The organism is Kitasatospora sp. NPDC034023 (assembly GCF_055575795.1).
The window spans coordinates 20,186-39,591 of the sequence record NZ_JBVIRY010000037.1; the positions used below are offsets into that span (position 1 = coordinate 20,186).

The 19,406-nt window shown below is 72.5% G+C and carries 16 protein-coding genes; 3 read left to right on the forward strand and 13 right to left on the reverse strand.

Annotation, left to right across the window (positions count from 1 at the left end):
* Positions 1 to 219: 219 nt before the first annotated feature.
* From ACZ52R_RS35325 to ACZ52R_RS35335, 3 genes are all read right to left on the reverse strand, one after another.
* Positions 220 to 2,157, reverse strand: a complete 1,938-nt coding sequence (locus tag ACZ52R_RS35325) for an APC family permease (protein WP_465754826.1) — start codon at positions 2,155 to 2,157, stop codon at positions 220 to 222.
* 388 nt (positions 2,158 to 2,545) lie between these two features.
* Positions 2,546 to 4,204 carry a multicopper oxidase family protein gene (locus ACZ52R_RS35330; protein ID WP_465754827.1) on the reverse strand — a complete coding sequence of 553 codons (1,659 nt, stop codon included), beginning with the start codon at positions 4,202 to 4,204 and terminating at the stop codon, positions 2,546 to 2,548.
* A gap of 116 nt (positions 4,205 to 4,320) precedes the next feature.
* Complete coding sequence (locus ACZ52R_RS35335; protein WP_465754828.1) at positions 4,321 to 4,806, reverse strand: hypothetical protein; 486 nt, start codon at positions 4,804 to 4,806, stop codon at positions 4,321 to 4,323.
* 260 nt (positions 4,807 to 5,066) lie between these two features.
* Between ACZ52R_RS35335 and ACZ52R_RS35340 the strand changes: the two genes are divergently transcribed.
* Positions 5,067 to 7,493 (forward strand): collagenase, encoded by a 2,427-nt coding sequence (locus ACZ52R_RS35340; RefSeq protein WP_465754829.1) that lies wholly within the window; start codon positions 5,067 to 5,069, stop codon positions 7,491 to 7,493.
* An 82-nt stretch (positions 7,494 to 7,575) separates the two neighbouring features.
* Here the strand turns inward: ACZ52R_RS35340 and ACZ52R_RS35345 are convergent, their stop codons facing one another.
* Positions 7,576 to 8,472, reverse strand: coding sequence for a LysR family transcriptional regulator (locus ACZ52R_RS35345; protein WP_465617369.1), 897 nt, complete (start codon positions 8,470 to 8,472; stop codon positions 7,576 to 7,578).
* Positions 8,473 to 8,599: 127 nt separating this feature from the next.
* Here ACZ52R_RS35345 and ACZ52R_RS35350 point away from each other — a divergent pair, with 127 nt between their 5' ends.
* A complete protein-coding gene (locus tag ACZ52R_RS35350; protein WP_465754830.1) occupies positions 8,600 to 9,652 on the forward strand; it encodes a YncE family protein in 1,053 nt (350 codons plus the stop codon).
* A 559-nt stretch (positions 9,653 to 10,211) separates the two neighbouring features.
* Positions 10,212 to 10,613: a YccF domain-containing protein gene (locus tag ACZ52R_RS35355; protein WP_465617365.1), complete on the forward strand. Its 402-nt coding sequence runs from the start codon at positions 10,212 to 10,214 to the stop codon at positions 10,611 to 10,613.
* A 181-nt stretch (positions 10,614 to 10,794) separates the two neighbouring features.
* Here ACZ52R_RS35355 and ACZ52R_RS35360 read toward each other — a convergent pair whose 3' ends face one another.
* The 9 genes from ACZ52R_RS35360 to ACZ52R_RS35400 all read right to left on the reverse strand — a co-directional run bounded on the left by ACZ52R_RS35360 (position 10,795) and on the right by ACZ52R_RS35400 (position 19,348).
* Positions 10,795 to 12,066: an APC family permease gene (locus tag ACZ52R_RS35360; protein WP_465754831.1), complete on the reverse strand. Its 1,272-nt coding sequence runs from the start codon at positions 12,064 to 12,066 to the stop codon at positions 10,795 to 10,797.
* Between the two features lie 154 nt (positions 12,067 to 12,220).
* A complete protein-coding gene (locus ACZ52R_RS35365; protein ID WP_465754832.1) occupies positions 12,221 to 12,664 on the reverse strand; it encodes an SRPBCC family protein in 444 nt (147 codons plus the stop codon).
* A 50-nt stretch (positions 12,665 to 12,714) separates the two neighbouring features.
* Positions 12,715 to 12,921: a hypothetical protein gene (locus ACZ52R_RS35370; RefSeq protein WP_465754833.1), complete on the reverse strand. Its 207-nt coding sequence runs from the start codon at positions 12,919 to 12,921 to the stop codon at positions 12,715 to 12,717.
* A 156-nt stretch (positions 12,922 to 13,077) separates the two neighbouring features.
* Positions 13,078 to 14,718: an AMP-binding protein gene (locus ACZ52R_RS35375; RefSeq protein WP_465754834.1), complete on the reverse strand. Its 1,641-nt coding sequence runs from the start codon at positions 14,716 to 14,718 to the stop codon at positions 13,078 to 13,080.
* A 177-nt stretch (positions 14,719 to 14,895) separates the two neighbouring features.
* Complete coding sequence (locus tag ACZ52R_RS35380) at positions 14,896 to 15,132, reverse strand: chaplin (RefSeq protein WP_465617357.1); 237 nt, start codon at positions 15,130 to 15,132, stop codon at positions 14,896 to 14,898.
* Positions 15,133 to 15,224: 92 nt separating this feature from the next.
* Positions 15,225 to 15,542 (reverse strand): hypothetical protein, encoded by a 318-nt coding sequence (locus ACZ52R_RS35385; protein WP_465617355.1) that lies wholly within the window; start codon positions 15,540 to 15,542, stop codon positions 15,225 to 15,227.
* Positions 15,539 to 18,109 (reverse strand): Hsp70 family protein, encoded by a 2,571-nt coding sequence (locus ACZ52R_RS35390; protein WP_465617353.1) that lies wholly within the window; start codon positions 18,107 to 18,109, stop codon positions 15,539 to 15,541. Before ACZ52R_RS35390 ends, ACZ52R_RS35385 begins: the two co-directional genes overlap by 4 nt.
* A gap of 31 nt (positions 18,110 to 18,140) precedes the next feature.
* The gene (locus ACZ52R_RS35395) at positions 18,141 to 18,926 is read right to left on the reverse strand and encodes a nucleotide exchange factor GrpE (RefSeq protein ID WP_465754835.1); all 786 of its coding nucleotides are present in this window, start codon (positions 18,924 to 18,926) and stop codon (positions 18,141 to 18,143) included.
* On the reverse strand, positions 18,923 to 19,348 hold the full coding sequence (locus tag ACZ52R_RS35400; protein WP_465617349.1) for a hypothetical protein: 426 nt from the start codon (positions 19,346 to 19,348) through the stop codon (positions 18,923 to 18,925). Before ACZ52R_RS35400 ends, ACZ52R_RS35395 begins: the two co-directional genes overlap by 4 nt.
* Positions 19,349 to 19,406: the final 58 nt, after the last annotated feature.

The following is a 19,406-nucleotide window of genomic DNA, read 5'->3' on the forward strand; positions in this document are numbered from 1 at the left end:
GCCCCCGTCCTGACCTGACCCCGTCCTGACCCACCCCTCCTGACCCGCCGCCCACGCCCTCCCCTCCCGGGCGTGGGCGGCGCCACGCCGTCAGACGGCCGGGAGCACCACCGCGAGCACCGCGGCGACCCCGGGAACGACGGCGGCCCGCCCGCTCACCGGGAGCGGACGGGCCGTGGTGCAGGCGCCGGGGGGGCCGAGGGGGTCAGGGGCTGCCGGTCAGCCGACGTGTACGCGCGGGCGGCGCGAGCGGTCCGGCTCGGCCTCGCGCAGCACCTCGCGGGTGACCGGCGCGACCTCGCCCTGTCCGAACAGGAAGAACCGCAGGAACTGGGCGAAGGGGTTGCCCTCGGTCCACTCGAAGTAGAGGTGCGGCCGCTGCCCGGTGCGGTCCCGGACGGTGAGCGCCAGCGCGGCGATCGCGTTGGAGATGCTGGAGCTCTCCAGGGTGAGCACCCGGTAGCGCCCGTGCAGGACCTCGCCCCGGACGGTCAGCGCGGACTCGAAGTCGGAGGCGTCGCGGACGGTCACCTCGACGAAGACCAGGTCGTCCTCGCCGGGGATGTCGTTGTCGGCGCGGATCTGGCGGATCTTGTCGCGGTACTCGGCGTTGTCGCGGTGGCTCGGCTCGTTGGCGATCAGCCGCAGCGGACGGTGCGCGTAGTCCCTGATGAAACGTTCCGCCACATCGTCCAGCTCCACGTTCGTGACCCGCAGCTCGAAGGCCCGGCGCAGCCGGGAGAGCAGCGAGACCAGGATGATGCCGGCGATGAAGCAGGCGCCGATCTTCAGACCGTCCGGCCGCTCCATGCAGTTCAGCACGGTGGTGTAGAGGAAGATCGCGGAGATCGCCGCGAAGGCGACGGTCCAGCCCCGCTCGCGCTTCTTGTGCGCGGCGATGGTGACGGCGATGGCCGCCGAGCTGATCAGCACCAGCACACCGGTCGCGTACGCGCCGCCCTGGGCGTCGACGTCGGCGTCGAAGATCCAGGTGACCAGGAAGCCGATCAGGGTCAGCACCATCACCATCGGCCGCACCGCGCGCGCCCAGTGCGGCGCCATGCCGTAGCGCGGGAGGTAGCGGGGCAGCAGGTTGAGCATGCCCGCCATCGCGGAGGCGCCGGCGAACCAGAGGATCGCGATGGTGGAGAGGTCGTAGACGCTGCCGAAGGCGCCGCCGAGGTACTGGTGCGCCAGGTAGGCCAGGGCGCGGCCGTTGGCGTCGCCGCCGGGCTTGAACTGGTCGGCGGGGATGAGCAGCGTGGTGATGAAGCTGGTGGCGATCAGGAAGCAGCTCATGATCACGGCAGACGTGGTGAGCAGCTTGCGGGCACCCCGGATCCGGCCGGTGGGCTTCTCCTCGGTGTCGTCGGGGTCGCCCTCGATGTGCGGCATCACCGCGACGCCGGTCTCGAAGCCGGACAGGCCGAGCGCCAGCTTCGGGAAGGTCACCAGAGCCACGCCGACCATCACGATCGGGTTGCCGTGCTGGACGGTCAGCGCGTCCGTCCAGTCGGTGACCACGTGCGGCGCCTCGATGATCTTCCAGAGGCCGACGGCCACCACGACCACGTTCAGCGCCAGGTACACCCCGACCAGGGCCACCGCCAGGCCGATCGCCTCACTGAAGCCCTTGAGGAAGACCGCGCCGAGCAGCGCCACCAGGACCAGCGTGATCAGCACCTGCTTGCCGCCGAGCATGCCGGTCAGGTGCGGGTTCTCCACCAGGTGCGCGCTCGCGTCGGCGGCGGACAGCGTGATGGTGATCAGGAAGTCCGTCGCCGCGAAGCCGAGCAGCGCGAGGACGAACAGCTTGCCCTTCCAGAACGACAGCAGCCGCTCCAGCATCGCGATCGAACCCTCACCGCGCGGGCTCTCCTGGGCCACCCGCCGGTAGACCGGCAGCGCGCCCAGCAGGGTGACGACCACCAGCACGATGGTGGCGATCGGCGACAGCACACCCGCGGCGAGGGCGGCGATGCCCGGCTGGTAGCCGAGCGTCGAGAAGTAGTCCAGGCCGGTCAGGCACATCACCCGCCACCAGCGCTGGCCGGCGTGCGCACCGTGCGCGGCGGATTCCCCCGCCGCCGCGCCCTCGTGCGACGCCTCCGGGCCGCCGGCCGCCTCGGACCGCTGCGCGGGCTTCTCCGCGCTCACGTCCTCCAGCAGCCAGCTGCGCAACCGTATTCGCGCCGACGGAGACGCCGCCACCGGCTTCTCAGTCGACCCCGTCGAACCCGACGAAACCACCTTGCACCTCTTGTTTAAAGACCCCGTAAAAGCGCCGTCGGGCGACGGCAGTGCGCCAGGCTATGCGACCACCGTTAAGGAGATGTCATCGGCCCGCGTTAAGAAAACGTCATGAAGGCGCAGGTCGGCGTGGGTGGCACGGTGCAGTGGTCCGGGTGCGGGACCCGGCGGCGCAGCGGGCGGACCCCGAGTCGCCGGGCGGCTCGGGGTCCATCGGGGCAGCTCGGGGTCCATCGGGGCAGCTCGGGGTCCGCCGGGGCGGCTCGGGGCGCGGGGGCGCCGGCGGACCCCGCGCTCAGGCCCGGTAGCCGAGGACGGTCATCATGCCCGCCTCCGCGTGGTACACGTTGTGGCAGTGCACCATCCACAGCCCCGGGTTGTCGGCGTCGAAGTCGACGGCCAGGGTCGTGCCCGGCAGCACGATCGCGGTGTCCTTGCGCGGGCCGTCGCCGGGCAGCGCGAAGCTGTGTCCGTGCAGGTGGACGGGGTGCCACATGCTCGTGCTGTTGCGGAACTCCAGCCGCACCCGCTCGCCCGCGGCCACCGGGTAGCGCTGCGCCGGGTCGTACCGGCGGCCGTTGAACGCCCAGTCGGCCTTCGCCATGCCGCCGGTGAGCTCCAACTGCACCGCGCGGTCAGGGGACTTGGCGGGCAGTCGGACACTCGGGTCGGCCTTGAGCTGCCCGGCGGTGACCAGCCGGCCGCCCAGCTCGGCCGGGCGCACCGAGGCGTCGGGCGCGGCGCCACCGCCGGTGCGCAGCACGGCCAGCGCGGTGGCGTTCTTGCCCTCGGCGAGCGCGGTCAGCGGGAAGACGCCGTCCTTGGCGGTGACCAGGACGTCGTAGCGTTCGCCCATGCCGAGCAGCAGCGCCTGGGTGGTGGCCGGTTCGACCGGGAAGCCGTCGGTGTGGGTGACGGTCAGCTCGTGGCCGCCGAGGGCGACCCGGTAGGCGGTGTCGCCGCCCGCGTTGATCAGCCGGATCCGGATCCGGTCACCGGGCTTGGCGGTGAAGGTCTCGGGCGCGGTGGCGAGGCGGCCGTTGACCAGGTGGAACGGGTAGGCGACGTCGCCGGCGTCGCCGCCGAGCAGGGGGCTCCGGGCGCCCATCAGCATCCGGGCGGGGCCGGCGGCTGCGCCCGCCGTACCGCCCGCGTCCGTCCCGGGCATCGTCGGCATCCCCGACATCCCCGTCATCCCCGACATGTCGTGGCCGGAGTTGCCCGAGCCGCCCGAGTGGTCCATCCCGCCCATGCCCTTGGCGAGTTCGGCGAGGACCGCGTCCGGGGTGCTGCCGTCGATGCCGTCCACCCAGTCGTCCAGGACGACGACCCACTCCTTGTCGTAGCGCAACGGCTCCTTCGGGTCCTCGACGATCAGCGGCGCGTACAGGCCGCGGTCCTGCTGGACGCCGGAGTGCGGGTGGAACCAGTACGTGCCCGGCTGGGCGAGCGCGAAGCGGTAGTCGAAGGAGGCGCCGGCCTTGACGGCGGCCTGGGTCAAGCCCGGCACGCCGTCCATGTCGTTGCGCAGCGCGAGGCCGTGCCAGTGCAGCGAGGTGGGCTGCGGCAGGTGGTTGGCGAGGGTGACGGCGAGCGTGTCGCCGACGGTGGCGCGGACCTCCTGGCCCGGCAGACGGTCGCCGTACGCCCAGCTGCGGACGGTGCGGCCGCCGAGGTCGAGGGTGGTCTCGGTGGCGGTGAGCATGATCTTCCGCTCCGGGCCGGGGTTGCGCTTCGCCTCGGCGGCGGCGACCTCGGGACCGTTCGGGGCGACGAATCCGGCGGGGGCGGCGGAGGCCGGGGCGCTCGCACCGGCCGTGGCGCCGGTGGCGCCGTGGTTCATGGACGCGTGGTCCATGCCCTTCATCGAGTCGGACGAGCAGGCGGTGAGCAGGCCGGTCCCGGCGGCGGCGAGCGCGGCGCCGAGGACGGTACGACGGGTGGGTGTACGCATGACGGAGTGCACCTCGTGCGGTGGTGGTGTGGGCGTGCAGGACGTCGCGTCAGCCGTTCCCCGCGCGGGCGCGAGCGCTTCGGAGCGCCCGCGGGCACGGGACGGCGGGCGCGCGCCTACTGACGCAGCACCGAGAGCCGGGCGAGGAGTATCCGGCCGCCCCCCGGCGGGGGCAGCGCGCGGACGGCCCGCAGCAGGCGGGCCCGCACGTCGGCGGCCGCGTCGCCACGGCGGCGCAGCAGCGGGCCGGCGGCGAGCAGCACCAGGGTCCAGCCGGCGAGGACGGCGAGGCAGACCGTCATCGGGTCCATGCCGCCGGCGGAGGAGGCCGGGTCGGCGGTCGCGGACCGGACGGGCTCGGCAGGTCCGGGCCGGCCGGCCATCACGTGGCGTTCCGGCGGCTGCTGCGCCGCGACCGCACGAGGCCCCGGATCCCCGTGCCCGCCGTGATCCGCGTACCCGCCGTGTCCGCCACGACCCCCGTGTCCACCGGTCGGATGGCCGAGCGTGTGCATCGTCACGACACCGAGCAGCAGCGCGGCGAGGAGCAGCAGGCGAAGCGCCCACGGCACCGGGGGACCGAACGGCTGCCGCTGCGCCATCCTCCGCCTCCCGACCGCTTCCGCTTCCACTTCCGCCCGCATGTACCCCCGCAGGGTATCGCGAACTGGGGCGGCGGGCCGACTCGGAGTCAACTCCGTTCACCCTCTTGGCAGGTGCAATTTCACATTGCTATGTTACGGCTCACTCGAGGGCGCCCCAACCCCGCAACGCCCGCCCTCGCCTCCCCTGGCAGTCCCGGGCCGGAACCCACGGCACTGCCGCCGCGCACCGCCCTGCCACTTCCCCTCCAGGAGATTCGGTGTCAACTTCCCGCGTTGCCAGGCGAGTCCTGCTCGCCTCCGCCATGGCCGTCACCCTCACTTTGCCCACCCTGCAGACGGCCCAGGCCCTCACCCCGACACCCCCGACCACCTCCCCCTCCGCCACTGCCTCCACCACAACGGCCGCTGCCAACCCCACCCCGGCCGGCCCGGCCACCCCGGCCACGGCCGACCAGCCCACCGCCTACGACGACGCCGAACACCTCGGCACCGCCACCGCCAAGCCCGGCGCCCCCGCCCCGGCCCCCGGCGGCGGCTCGCTCGGCACCGGCCTCGTCCCCGGCCTGCTGCCCGACCACGTCGGCGCCCCCGCCCCCACCGCCGACCAGGTGGCCGCCGCACCCTCCGCCACCGCACCGCGCACCGCCGCCGGCGTGCCCTGTACCGTCGACGGCTTCACCGGACTCGGCGCCGACCAGCTGACCGCCTTCCTCACCGACCCGGCCGTCACCGCCGACGGCTGCCTGCGCTCCGTCCTCTGGACCTGGGACGCCCGCTTCACCACCACCATGGACAACGCCCACGTCCGGGCGGTCGCCGACCGGATCACCCAGCTGTCCGCCACCGACGACGGCACCGGCGCCTCACACCTCTACGAGCTGTGGACGTATCTGCACGCCACGGCCTACCACGCCTATGGCCACCACGAGTTGAACCTCGGCGACCCGGCCACCCTCGGCTCCGTCCAGCAGGCGATCACGGCGTACGCGGGCAGCGCGCACGCCTTCGACCGCACGGACCTCGCCGCGAACATCCTGCGTGAGACCGCTATCACCGCCGGCGCCGACGGCCTGCGCCAGCACAACCTCGGCCTCGCCCGGCGCATCCTGGGCGTCCTCGCCCCCGGTACCACCGTCGCCGACAGCGGCCCCTGGGGCAACGCCGTCCTCCAGGCGCTCAACCTCAACTACCTCGGCATCTACAACCAGGACCCGGTCTTCCTCGCCGCCGTCGCCGCCGACGCCGACTACCGCGCCGCGTTCCGCGCCTACGCCTCCTGGGGTCACCTCAAGGGCACCAAGAACGCCTGGGCCGCCCGCGACGCCGTCGCCGAGTACGGCCGCTTCGGGCAGGTCCCGGCCCTGCGCGACGCCACCCTCGCCGACCTCGGCCCGGTGATCGCCGCCACCAAGACCGCCTTCGGCGAGTGGTCCGACCCGTGGGCCAAGGCCATCGGCTGGGCCAACACCTACGGCGTCTGCAAGCAGTACGGCGTCTGCATCTCCGACCTGGAGACGAAGCTCTTCCCGCACACGTACACCTACGACAACGGCGCCATCGAGGTCCGCACCGCCCTCGACAAGGCCACCGTCGACCAGATGTACTACGCGAGCAAGCAGGTCAAGAGCCAGTACTTCCGCGTCCTCGGCACCGACCAGCCGCTCGCCGGCGACGTCAACTCCACCCTGCACATCCACCTGTACGCCTCGCGCGCCGACTACGAGGTCTACCAGCCGATCCTCACCGGCTACAGCACCAGCAACGGCGGCATGTACATCGAGAGCGGCGCCACCTTCTACACCTACCAGCGGCGCGTCCCGCAGGACTCGATGCTCACCCTCGAGGAACTGTTCCGCCACGAGTACGTGCACTACCTCAACGGCCGCTGGGCAGTGCCGGGTTACTTCGGCGACCCGCGCTGGTACGCCAACGACAAGACCACCGCGATGGACGAGGGCACCGCCGAGTTCTTCGACGGCTCCACCCGCGACCAGGGCATCCTGGTGCGCAAGTCGCTGGTCCGCAAACTCGCCGCCGACGAGGCCGCCGGCATCCCCCGGATGACCATCGCCCAACTCCTGCACGCCCGTTACACCGACACCCCGGCGTTCCACTTCTACAACTACGCCGGCACCTTCTTCGAGTTCCTCTGGCAGCAGCACCCCTCGCTGCTGCGCGAGATGTACGGCTACCAGCGCGCCGACGACCCGGCCGGCTTCGACGCCTGGCGCGACCGCGTCGGCGCCGACGCCGCCCTGCAGGGCGAGTACTCCGCCTTCCTCGACGCGCAGATCAAGAACGTCGACAACCTGTACGTCCCGTCGACCTCCTTCATAGCCGACGGCGCTCTCGACCTCTCCGACGCCTCCGACGTCCAGGACGAGTTCGCCGACGCCACCGGAGCCACCCCCACCTGCAAGAACAACGGCGACTGGGCGAACAAGCCGATGCGCTTCATCTGCACCGGCAAGATCACCGCCAACCTCTCCGACGCCAAGAACCCGGACAAGGTCTTCAAGGACATGTCCGACACCGTGGACTACTTCATCCTCACCCGCACCAAGAACGTCGAGGAAGCGAACAACCTCAACGACATGAACTGCAGCTTCGGCAAGGTCGACGTCTGGACCAACGGCAAGGCCGGAACCGCCGACTACACCTGCGAGGGACCGCTCCGCCGGTAGCCGACGGTTCAGCTGATTCCCGGGCGCGGTACGGACAGTGGGATCCGTACCGCGCCCGGCCCACATCCCCTCAACGCCTCGCTCAGTCCCCCCGCGCCTGCCGGACCGCCGCTGCCAGGTGCTCGCGGAACCAACGATGGCCCGGATCCGCCGAGTTGCGCGGATGCCAGGCCATCCCCAGTTCCAGCGGGGCGAGTTCGAGCGGGATCGGGAAGGTGCGCAGACCCAGCGCGGCCATCGTCTGCGGCAGCCAGTCCGCCAGGCCGAGCGTGACCAGGTCACTGTCCCGGGCCAGCAGCATCGCACTGGTGTGACTCGGCACCACCACCGCCACCCGGCGGCGCAGCCCGCGCTCGGCCAGCGCGGCGTCGATCGGCCCGAGCTGCTTGCCCCGCCGCGAGATGCCGATGTGGTCGGCCGCGGCGAAGCGCCGGGCGGTGATCCGCCCCTCGAACAGCGGATGGCCGCTGCGGGCCACGCCCACCAGCGGCGCCCGGACCAGCGGCCGGGTGCGGATCTCCGGATCCAACTGCCCGAGCACCCCCACCTCGACGTCCACCGGCCCCTGTCGCAGCGCGGGCCCGCCCTCCAGCGCCTCCGGCAGGAACAGCACGTCGACCTTCGGCGCCTCCGCGCGGATCCGCTCGGTCACCGGCCCGGCCACCCGGACCAGCACCACATCGCTGGTCTGCACGGTGAACGTCCGCTCCAGGTGCACGGGCGCGAACCCCGCCCCGGGCCGCAGCACGTTCTCGCAGCCACGCAGCAACGCGCCCACCTCCTCCCGGAGTTCGAGCGCCCGCGGGGTCGGCACCATCCCCTGCCCGGCCCGCACCAGCAGCGGGTCCCCGACCGCGCGGCGCAGCCGGGCCAGCGTCCGGCTCACCGCCGCCGGCGAGGTGCCGAGCAGCTCGGCGGCCCGGGTCACACTGTTCTCCTGCAGCAGGGCGTCCAGGGCCCGCAGCAGATTGAGGTCCATCCATGGCTCCTGAGCTGCACTTTTGCGTTCTGGTCAACTATTCCCTGCCAATCCTTGCATGGTGTTGCCCGACCCGGGGCGCCGAGACTGGAAGCGTCCGCACGGAAACCCGCCGCAAGGAGCACCTGTGTCAACCGTCCGTACCGACCGTTCCCACCTCGCCGGTGACGTCCTCGCCGTCGTCAGCCAGAGCGGCCCGACCGTCTCCTTCTTCGACGCAGCCACCGACCGGCTCCTCGACACCCTCGAAGTCATCGCCGAGCCCCACGAGTTGTGCTTCGACCCGACCCAGCGGCTGCTCTGGTGCGCCACCGCCTACAACTCCGGCTACTACCACGCGCACAACGGCCGCCGCACCGAACTGACCGTGATCGACGCCGACACCCGCCGCGTCGTCGAGGTGATCGACCTCGCCCCCGAACACGGCCCGCACGGGCTGGCGTTGGACACCGAGCACCGCCGCCTCTACGTCAGTGTGGAGGGCGGCCCGGACCGCCCCGGCGGCGTCGTGGTCATCGACACCGAGACCCGCCGCCCGATCGGCCGGATCGACACCGGCGCCCCCGGCCCGCACTGGTTCGCCATCTCCCCGGACGGGCGCACCGGCTTCGCCACCAACAAGGAGGCCTCGTTCGTCTCGATCGTGGACCTCGACCGGGGTGTCATGACCACCAAGGTCGAGGTCCCCGGGAGCGAGGGCCTCGCCGTCTCCCCCGACGGCACCCGGGCCTACGTCGCCGGGCCCTACCTCGGCTACGCAGCGCTGCCCGACGCGACCCCCGGTATCCGCGTGATCGACGCCCGGTCGGCCTCGGTCGTCGCCACCCTCCCCACCGAGTCCGCCGCCCTCCCGGTCCACCTCACCTCCACCGGCAAGCTCCTGGCCGGCGAGGTCCGCTCCGCGCCCGACCCCGACTCCAAGCCGGCCCGCCAACTCCCGGGCCGCCTCACCGTCTTCTCCGCCGACGACCACCGCCGCCTCGGCTCCGTCGAGGTCGGCCTCTTCCCCCTGACGATCACCTCCTCCCCCGACGGCCGCCTCGGCTACGTCTCCTGCGTCGTCTCCTCCACCGTCGACGTCATCGACCTCGACACCCTCACCCCCGTCTCCCGCCTCACCGTCCCCAAGCTCGCCGAACCCGGCGCCCACGGCCTGGCGTACCTCCCCCGCCCGGCCTGACCCCACGGCACGACGGCGGTGCCCCGGCCGACGGCCGTCGGACCGGGGCACCGGCATGCGAACCGGCCGTAGCTGTCCACTGGAGGCCGGTCGGCGGCCGAGGCCGGAGCGGCCGCGAGCAGCCCGCCGCCCACGACGATGGCCAGCGCACCGGCGGCCGACCCGAGACGGCGCATGACCGGCCACCCCGGCCGTCCCCGACTACCCCCGGAGAAGTGGTGACCGTCCAGTTCGGTACCGAGCAGGGATTCCAGCCGCGCGATCCTCTTGGACAGTGGCTGCAGCTCAGGAACGCTCGGTGAACGGGAGCAGCGTCGTGCCCCGCCCGGAGGACCGTCCGAAACACTGCCACGGAGAGAAGGAGGACAATCCACAGTTCCTCGAAGTCGGCCCCGCACACGTGGCCCTCCTTGGCGGCTGCCGAGGCCGAAGGAACCCCTACCTGAGGCTGGCACCCGGACCGCCCCCTGAGGAACAACCCCTGAGGGCGTAGACACGCTCGCCAGTGGGCATGGCACGGTCGTAGTGCAACGCCATCAGCCGTGAGAAGGTGCCAAGTATGAGTGCGGTGAAATTCATTCTCAATGTCATCTGGCTGGTTTTCTGCGGAATTTGGATGGCCCTGGCCTATATTGTCGCCGGAATTATCTGTTGCCTGCTTGTCATTACCATCCCATTTGGCATTGCGTCCTTTCGGATCGCCGGCTTCATCCTGTGGCCGTTCGGGCGGACGGCGGTCGAGCGGCCGGACGCCGGGGCCGCGTCCTGCGTCGGCAACGTCATCTGGCTGGTGTTCGCCGGGTGGTGGCTGGCCCTCGCACACCTGATCACCAGCGTTCCGCTGTTCCTGTCGATCATCGGGATCCCCTTCGGCTGGGCGAACCTCAAGATGATCCCGATCTCCCTGATGCCGCTCGGCCGCGAGATCGTCCACACCGACCAGGAGTGGGGCGCCCGGTAACTCGCACGACCCACGGACGGCCGGCGAGGCGGAAAGGCCGCGCCGGCCGTCGGCGTTTTCGGACGTACGAGCAAGCGGCGGTGCCCGGGCCGTGAGCGCTGGGAGGTGTGCGTCGTCACCGCGAACGGCGACGCGTTCGCCGAGGTGCCGGGCAGCGTCTGCTGCGTCGGCCGAGCAGCCGTCAGCGGCGGGCCGCCGCCTTTCGGGCGCCGTAGGCGGCGGCGCCGAGGGTGAGGACGGCGGCGCCCCAGAGGACCGAGGCGGCCGGGAGGGCGAGGGCCAGGGTGAGGCAGCCGGCCGCGCCGACGATCGGGACGGGCCTTGCCGGGCGGCCTTCGGCGGGGGTGAGGGTCCAGGCGGAGGCGTTGGCGACGGCGTAGTAGGCGAGCACGCCGAAGGAGGAGAAGCCGATCGCGCCGCGCACGTCGCCGACGGCCGCGACGACGGCGACCACCGCGCCGACCGCGAGCTCGGCGCGGTGCGGCACGCCGAAGCGGGGGTGGACGGCGGCGAGGGGGTGCGGCAGGTGGTGGTCGCGGGCCATCGCGAGCGTGGTGCGGGAGACGCCGAGGATCAGCGCGAGCAGCGAGCCGAGGGCGGCGACCGCGGCCCCGGCGCGCACCACCGGGACCAGTCCGGGCGCCCCGGCGGCCCGGACCGCGTCGGCCAGCGGCGCCGCGGCGTGGGCGAGGCGTTCGGGGCCGAGGACGGCCAGGACGGCGAGTGCGACGGCGGTGTAGACGACCAGGGTGATGCCGAGCGCGAGCGGGATCGCGCGGCGGATCGTGCGCTGCGGGTCGCGGACCTCCTCGCCGAGGGTGGCGATGCGGGCGTACCCGGCGAAGGCGAAGAAGAGGAGGCCGGCGGCCTGCAGCACGCCGTGGAAGCCGGCGTCGGCACCGACCGCCCAGCGGGCCGTGTCCGCGTCGCCGCCGGTCAGGCAGGCCACGACCACGGCGGCGAGCACGGCCAGCACGACGGCGACGATCGCCCGCGTCAGCCAGGCCGCCTTCTGTACGCCGACGTAGTTGACCGCGGTCAGCGCCACGACCGCGGCGGCCGCGACGGCGTGCGCCTGGCCCGGCCAGACGTACGAGCCGACGGTGAGCGCCATCGCCGCGCAGGAGGCGGTCTTGCCGACGACGAAGCCCCACCCTGCGAGGTAGCCCCAGAACTCGCCCAGCCGCTCGCGGCCGTAGACGTACGTGCCGCCGGACTGCGGGTAGCGGGCGGCGAGCCGGGCGGAGGAGGTCGCGTTGCAGTACGCCACCACGCCGGCCAGCGCCAGCCCGATCAGCAGCCCGGACCCGGCGGCGGCCGCTGCGGGCGCCAGCGCGGCGAACACGCCGGCGCCGACCATCGACCCCAGCCCGATCACCACGGCGTCGAACACGCCCAGGTGCCGCCGCAGCTCACCCGACCCGGCCGCCGACCCCGGCGCCGCCCCACTCATCGACCTGCACCTCTCCTCGTCGGGCCCGGACGACGGCGCACGATACCGGAGGAAGTGGAACGGCAGTGGACGGGCGGGGGCGGGGACAGGGCGAAGGTGCAGGTGCGACGTCGATGCGGCGGCCAGGAGGTGAGGCGGCCGGTTGGTGAGGAGGTCAGTTGGTGAGGCGGGCCTCGAGCGCGCGGAGGTCCTTGGTGAGGGCGGTACGGACCTGGCGGGACATCAGCGGCGCGGTGAGCCGGTGGTGGACGGAGGTGCCGCCGCGGACGCGGATGCGGGCGAAGGTGCCGGCCTGGGTGGGTTCGAAGGTGTAGGTGACGTGCATGGGCATCGGCCCGGCGACGGAGACCATGTCGAGCATCTGCGGCGGGTGGTAGCCCGCCACCCGTAGCACGTAGTCGAAGCGCCGCCCGAGGAAGTGGGCGGTCCGGGTGACCTCGGCGCCGACGCCGAAGCCGCCGGTGTCGGCCTCCCGGGTGAGGGTGGCGTTGCGGATGCCCTGGGTCCACTCGTGGTCGTGGCGCCAGTCCATGGCGTAGCCGGCGACGGTGGCGGGCGGCAGGGGGATCAGGTGTTCCACTGTGACGTCGAGGGGCATGATCACACTGTCCCGCCGGGTGTGCGGGTCCGCTCTCCGGATCGGCCCGGTCAGCGGGCGCAGGGGCCGGCCGGCGCGGGGTCGGCGTCGCCGTGCCGGTCGACGGGGTGCCGGTCGACGGGGTTGCGGGCGCAGGCGGCCGTGGGTCCTGCCGGGTCGGCGAGGGCGGGCGCGGCCGGGTACGCGAGGGCCAGGGCGAGGACCACGGCGAGGGCGGCGTCCGCGAGTAGCGAGCGGACCGGGGTGTGAGCGGTCATGGCTGGACTGTGCGCACCCCGACGGTGCCGCATTCTCCATGGCCCGCTCTTCCACCCACCCGGACGAGCGCACACCACCGGCACGCGCCGCCCCGCCATGCGACGCACCACCGGCCCGACGCAACCACCGGCCCGACGCACCACCGCCCCGGGGCGTTACAGCCCCAGGATCCGCAGCGCCGCCTCCCGCATCTCGACCTTGCGGATCTTCCCGGTCACCGTCATCGGGAACTCCTCGACCACGTGCACGTAGCGCGGGATCTTGACGTGCGCGAGCCGGCCGGTGCAGTACGCCCGGACGGCCTCGGCGGTGAGCGGTTCGGCGCCCTCGCGCATCCGGACCCAGGCCATCAGCTCCTCGCCGTACTTCGGGTCGGGGACGCCGATGACCTGGACGTCGAGGATGTCCGGGTGGGTGTAGAGGAACTCCTCGATCTCGCGCGGGTAGAGGTTCTCGCCGCCGCGGATCACCATGTCCTTGATCCGCCCGGTGATGGCGAGGTAGCCGTCTTCGTCCATCACCGCGAGGTCCCCGGTGTGCATCCAGCGGGCGGCGTCGACGGCCTCGGCGGTGCGCTCGGGCTCGTTCCAGTAGCCGAGCATGACGGAGTAGCCGCGGGTGCACAGTTCGCCCGGCTCGCCGCGCGGGACGGTGCGGCCGGTGGCCGGGTCGACGACCTTGACCTCCAGGTGCGGGCCGATCCGGCCGACGGTGGAGACCCGGCGCTCGACCGAGTCGTCGACCCGGGTCTGGGTGGAGACCGGCGAGGTCTCGGTCATGCCGTAGCAGATGGAGACCTCGGCCATGCCCATCCGCCCGATGACCTCCTTCATCACCTCGCTCGGGCAGGGTGAGCCGGCCATGATGCCGGTGCGCAGGCTGCCGAGGTCGTGGCGCTCGAAGTCGGGGTCGGCGAGTTCGGCGATGAACATGGTCGGCACGCCGTACAGCGAGGTGCAGCGCTCGGCGGCGACGGCGGCCAGGGTGGCGCCGGGTTCGAAGGAGGGGGCCGGGATAACCATGCAGGCGCCGTGCGACGTGGCGGCCAGGTTTCCCATCACCATGCCGAAGCAGTGGTAGAAGGGCACCGGGATGCAGATCCGGTCCTGCTCGGTGTAGTTGAGCAGCTCGCCGACGAAGTACCCGTTGTTGAGGATGTTGTGGTGCGACAGGGTCGCACCCTTGGGGAATCCGGTGGTCCCCGAGGTGTACTGGATGTTGATCGGGTCGTCGGGGGCCAACTCGCCCTGGCGTTCCGCGAATTCCGCGGCCAGCGCCGGGGTGGCTTGTCGGCCTGCGGCGAGTGTGTCGTCCCAGGCCGGGCTGCCGATCAGCAGCACGCGCTCCAACTCGGCGCAGCGTGGCCTGACTTCCTCGACCATCGCGGCGTAGTCGGAGGTCTTGAACCGATCGGCGGCGACCAGCAAACGGATGCCGGCCTGGTTCAGCACGTACTCCAACTCGTGCGCGCGGTAGGCGGGGTTGACCGTGACGAGGACCGCGCCGAGCTTGGCGGTGGCGTACTGGGTGAGTGTCCACTCGGGGCAGTTGGGTGCCCAGATGCCGACCCGGTCGCCCTTGGCGATGCCGAGTTCCAGCAGGCCGAGGGCCAGGGCGTCAACGTCGGCGGCGAGTTCGGCGTAGGTCCAGCGGCGGGCGGTGGGGCGGTCGACCAGGGCGTCGCGGTCGGGGAAGGCGCGTACCGCGCGGTCGAGGTTCTCCCCGATGGTGTCGCCGAGCAGCGGGACGTCCGAGGTGCCGGAGGCGTAGCTGCGCGGGGTCGGCGTGGTCGGCACGTGGTGACTCCTGGGTACGGCGGGGCGGGTCGGGGACCATGGTCCCGGTCCACGGGCCACCCCGCCACCCCCGAACGGGGGTACCCGCGCACGACACGACGTGAGCCGGGCACGACGCGAGCCGGGCACAGCGCTGGGGCCGTCCGTCGTGCTCGACGGACGGCCCCAGTGCTCGGGTCACGCGTTGACGCAGGTGTTGCCGATGGCCGGGTTGGCGATGCCGAACAGGTTGACCGAGTTCCCGCAGACGTTGATCGGGATGTGGATCGGGATCTGGATCACGTTGCCGGACAGGACACCCGGCGAGCCGACGGCGACACCATGGGCGTTGGCGTCGGCGGCGGCGGTACCGGCACCGGCGAGCACGCACACCGCGGCGAGGGCCGGGGCGGCGAGGTAGGTGCGAAGACGCATTGCGTCACTCCTTGTGAGGGTGGCGAACATCCGTGTGACGATCACACTCGCACCGATCGAACTCGACGGCAGGCCGGGAGCGTCCGAATTGGTCACTCAGAGGGCGTGTCGCCGTCCCGCCCCGCCGGCGCGGGCCCGGCGGGCCCAGCCACGCTCAGTGATTCCAGCAGCTCCCGGGCCGGATGCAGCCCCGGCTCCGCCTCCAGGGCGCCGCGCAGCCGGAACCGCGCCGTCGCCTCGTCACCGGCCGCCAGGGCCTCCAGCGCCCGGTTGTAATCGATCCGACCGGCGTAACGCAGCCGGAACAGCGCGGACAGGTCCTCCCGGCAGGACGGGCAGCACAGACTCTGCGGGTCCGCCGCGACCTTGCACAGCGGGCAGGGCACCTCGAGGTCCGCCACGGCGCTCATCGCGGCCCCGCCTCCTCCGGGCGCACCGGGCCGAGCGACTCGGCGGCCGGCTCACTTCCGAGCTCGCGCTGCGCCTGCGCGTACAGGGCCAGCAGGTTCGACATGTGCTTGTTGACCTCCTCCATGTTGGGCGCCTCCACCGCGGCGTCCAGACCCCGCAGCTCGGCCATGATCAGCTGCCCCAGGGCGGGCGAGACCATGTTCTGGGTCACGTAGACGTTGCACATGGTGAGCATCCGCATGGTGTGGCCGAGCGCGTCGCACAGCTCGTCCGCGCGCTGGGCCGCGCGCATCGCGCCCTCCCAGTCGGCGGCCTCGCGGCGCAGCCGCAGCTCGGCGGAGACCGACCGGAGCCGGTCCAGGTCGCTCGGGTCGAGGTGCTTCTCGCAGTAGTGGATGAACAGGCTCAGGTACGCCTCCGAGCCGCGCACCCAGCGCTGGGCCTTGAGCTGGCGCTGGGCCCGCTCCAGCGCCTCGTCCACCGACTGGCCGCGGGTCTGGCCGGCCGCCAGGTCGTCCAGGGCGTCCATCAGCCGCTGGGCCTCGCGCATCTCGGCCTCGGTCAGCTCGCCGCCCCAGCGGTCGGTGAAGGTCTCGATCTGCCGCTGCTGCTCCTCGACCTGGACCTTCAGCTCGGGGTCCAGGGTGACCCGCTCCAGCTTGACGGTCTTCTCCGCGCCGCCCTGGATCCGTACGGACAGGGTGATGGTGCGGTCGCGGTCGAGGCCGAAGGAGACGTCGACCGGGGTGCGGCCGCCGAGGCCCTCGGGCAGGCGCAGGGTGAGGTGGCCGATCAGCTCGTTCTGCTGGGCGATCTCGTGTTCACCCTCGTAGACCGCGATCTCCAGCCGCTGGCGGCCGCTGCCGGAGACCACGAACTCCCGGCTGACCGGCGAACTGGTCGGGTAGCTGGAGTTCTTGGGGATGATGACGGCGAGGCGGCCGTCGTTGAGCTCGATGCCGAGGTTCTTCGGGGTGATGTCGAAGGGGTTGGTGACCTGCATCAACTCCCCGCAGCCGGTGCAGATTTCGCTGCCTGGCGGGCTGACCTGGCCGCAGGAGGCGCAGCGCAGGCCGACGTCCTCGGCGGCGGTGGAGATCACCTTGGTCTGGCCGGGGGCCGCCGAGTTGAGTGCCTCGCCGCACAGTTCGCAGGCGGTGACGCCGGGCGCGGCCGGGGTGCCGCAGCGCGGGCAGTTGTCGCTGCGCACCACGGTGGCGGCCTGCGCCTGCTTCGGGATGGCCGTGCCGCCGGCGCCCGAACCGGCCATGTCCTGGCCGCACTTGGGGCAGTCGGCGGCCTCGGAGTGGACCGGGATGTGGCAGGTCGGGCAGGAGACCCGGTCGCCGCCGAGCAGGGAGGTCGCGCAGTTGGCGCAGTTAGAGGCGGAGAGGTCGCCGGGGGCCCGGCACTCGGGGCACTCCACCTCGCCGACCAGCGCGGACTGCACGGCCGCGCCGAGCGCCACGCACTGCATCGGGTTGACGCCGCGCCGGATCCGGCGGGGGCCGAACACCTCGCCGAGCCGCCGCGCGACCAGCGGGATCGCGGTCGAGCCGCCGACCAGCACCACCTCGTCGATGTCCCCGACGGTCAGGTTGGCCTGCATGATGGCCTTGTGGGTCAGCTCGATGGTGCGCTCGATCTGGGCCTCGATCAGCTCCTCGAAGCGGGCGCGCTCGAACTCCGTCTCCAGCACCAGCTGTCCGGCGCCGAGGCCGGGCAGGATGACCTCGGAGGACTCCTGGTTGGACAGCTCGATCTTGATGGTCTCGGCGGTGGAGGCGATCTTCGGGCGGTCGCGCAGGTCGGGCTGGTAGTCCGAGCCGTACTCCTCGCGGATGTCCTCCAGCAGCGCGGTGGTGATCGCGCGGTCGAAGTCGTCGCCGCCGAGCAGGTTGTCGCCCTCGATGCCGAGCACCGAGACCGAGCCGGGCACCAGCAGCAGGATGGAGATGTCGAAGGTGCCGCCGCCGAGGTCGTAGACCAGTACGGTCTTGCCCTCGTCGCCCGCCTCCGAGGTGATCCCGTAGGCGAGCGCCGCCGCGGTCGGCTCGTTGATGATCCGCAGCACGTGCAGGCCGGCCATCCGGCCCGCCTCCTGGGTGGCCGCGACCTGCCGCTCGCCGAAGTAGGCGGGGACGGTGATGACGGCCCGGGGGAAGGGCTCGCCGAAGCGCTGCTCGGCGTCCTCCTTGAGCCGGTGCAGGATGATCGCGGAGATCTCGATCGGCGTGTAGGAGCGGCCGTTGAACCAGACGTTGACGTCGCCGTCGGTGCCCGCGGTGACCTTGTAGTCGACCTCCTTCAGGGCGGCCTGGACCTGCGGGTCCTTGAACTTGCGGCCCATGAAGCGCTTGACCGAGCGGATCACGTTGGCGCCGTCGATGGCGACCCGGCCGCGCGCGGTGGAGCCCACCAGCAGCTCGCCCTTGCGGCCGCTGCCGACCACGGAGGGCGTGGCCTCCTGGTTCTGCCGGTTGAAGATGATCTCCGGCTCGCCCCGGCGCAGGTGGGCGACCACGGAGTTGGTGGTGCCCAGGTCGATGCCGAGTGTGCGGTACATGTCGTTCCCCTCTTGCCCCTCGTGGTTCTGGCTACTTCTTGCGCTTGGCCCGCTTGCCCGCGACCGTGACCTTGCGACGGGCCCGGGGCGGGGCCGCCTTGGGCTGGGCGCGGACGGCTGGTGCGGCGGCGGATTCGGGCGTACTGGCGTCGGCGCTGTCGGGCGACACTGCCTCGGGCGTGTCCGGCTCGGCGGGTGCCTCGGGCACGGCCGGCTCGGCGGGTGCCTCGGGCACGGCCGGCTCGGCGGGTGCCTCGGGCACGGCCGGCTCGGCGGGTGCCACGGGCACGTCCGGCTCGGCGGGTGCCACGGGCACGGCGGGCTCCTGCTCCGACTCCGGTGCGGCGACCACAACCTGGGCCCGCCGCAGCACTTCGTTCTCCCAGAAGAACCCGGTGACGACCGTCCGCACCACCGTCTCCGGTGCCACCCCCGGCCGGGCCTCGACGCCGACGATCTCGGCCAGATCCGGGTCCGCCGTCATGCCCTCCAGCCGCATCGGGCGGACCTTGGCCTTGGCGAGCCGGCCGAGCAGCCGTCGCCGGGTGGCCTCGATGCCCTCGCCGCGCCCGAGCGCGACCAGTTCGCGGTCCAGGCCGAGGGCGGCGAGCGCGTCGTCCACGTCGACCAGGATGCCCAGCAGTTCGCGCTGCTCGGCCCGGGCGGTCTGCCGCTGCTCGGCCAGTTTGTTCCCCAACAGGGATGCCCGGAAGAGCAGTTGGCCGAACTTCTGCTCCAGGTCGACATCCTCGACGCCAGTGGGGAGCTCCAGCCGCTGATGGCCGTCGAGCAGGGATGCGGTCGTTGCGTCGGTCACTCGGGTACCTCGATCTGCGGCAGCACGGACAGGTCGGCCGCGTAGCGGGCGGGGACGGGCGGTTCGGGGTCGGCGCCGCCCGGGGCGGGCTCGGCGAAGTCGGCAGCCAGCTCGGCACGGTGCAGGGCCAGCAGGGCGGGGACAGGCGGCAGCGGCGGGCGCTCGATCACCAGCAGCGGTTCGGCGAGGGCGGGCGCGAGCAGTTCGGCGGCCTGGCCGACGGGCTCCGGCGGGAGAGGCTGTTGGAGGTCCGACTCCAGCCGCCGGTCCGGGTTCCGCAGCAGCGCGGCGGCCTCCTGGATCTGCTGGCGGGTGTAGCGGGCCGTGCGCATCGCCGGTCCGACGGCGAGGTTGATCTCGCGCACACCGGCCGTGAGCGGGATGCCCAGGACCTCGTACGGCGACGGTTCAGGCAGTGGCATGGCGGGCGGTCTCTCTCCTCACGGCGACGGGGTCGATCGGTACGACGGGGACGCTCGG

What these genes read in the sequence shown, in the direction of transcription:
- ACZ52R_RS35330 (WP_465754827.1), bottom strand. Translation starts at nt 4,204, where the DNA reads ATGCGTACACCCACCCGTCGTACCGTCCTCGGCGCCGCGCTCGCCGCC.
- ACZ52R_RS35335 (WP_465754828.1), bottom strand. Translation starts at nt 4,806, where the DNA reads ATGGCGCAGCGGCAGCCGTTCGGTCCCCCGGTGCCGTGGGCGCTTCGC.
- ACZ52R_RS35345 (WP_465617369.1), bottom strand. Translation starts at nt 8,472, where the DNA reads ATGGACCTCAATCTGCTGCGGGCCCTGGACGCCCTGCTGCAGGAGAAC.
- ACZ52R_RS35355 (WP_465617365.1), top strand. Translation starts at nt 10,212, where the DNA reads ATGAGTGCGGTGAAATTCATTCTCAATGTCATCTGGCTGGTTTTCTGC.
- ACZ52R_RS35360 (WP_465754831.1), bottom strand. Translation starts at nt 12,066, where the DNA reads ATGAGTGGGGCGGCGCCGGGGTCGGCGGCCGGGTCGGGTGAGCTGCGG.
- ACZ52R_RS35365 (WP_465754832.1), bottom strand. Translation starts at nt 12,664, where the DNA reads ATGCCCCTCGACGTCACAGTGGAACACCTGATCCCCCTGCCGCCCGCC.
- ACZ52R_RS35370 (WP_465754833.1), bottom strand. Translation starts at nt 12,921, where the DNA reads ATGACCGCTCACACCCCGGTCCGCTCGCTACTCGCGGACGCCGCCCTC.
- ACZ52R_RS35380 (WP_465617357.1), bottom strand. Translation starts at nt 15,132, where the DNA reads ATGCGTCTTCGCACCTACCTCGCCGCCCCGGCCCTCGCCGCGGTGTGC.
- ACZ52R_RS35385 (WP_465617355.1), bottom strand. Translation starts at nt 15,542, where the DNA reads ATGAGCGCCGTGGCGGACCTCGAGGTGCCCTGCCCGCTGTGCAAGGTC.
- ACZ52R_RS35390 (WP_465617353.1), bottom strand. Translation starts at nt 18,109, where the DNA reads ATGTACCGCACACTCGGCATCGACCTGGGCACCACCAACTCCGTGGTC.
- ACZ52R_RS35400 (WP_465617349.1), bottom strand. Translation starts at nt 19,348, where the DNA reads ATGCCACTGCCTGAACCGTCGCCGTACGAGGTCCTGGGCATCCCGCTC.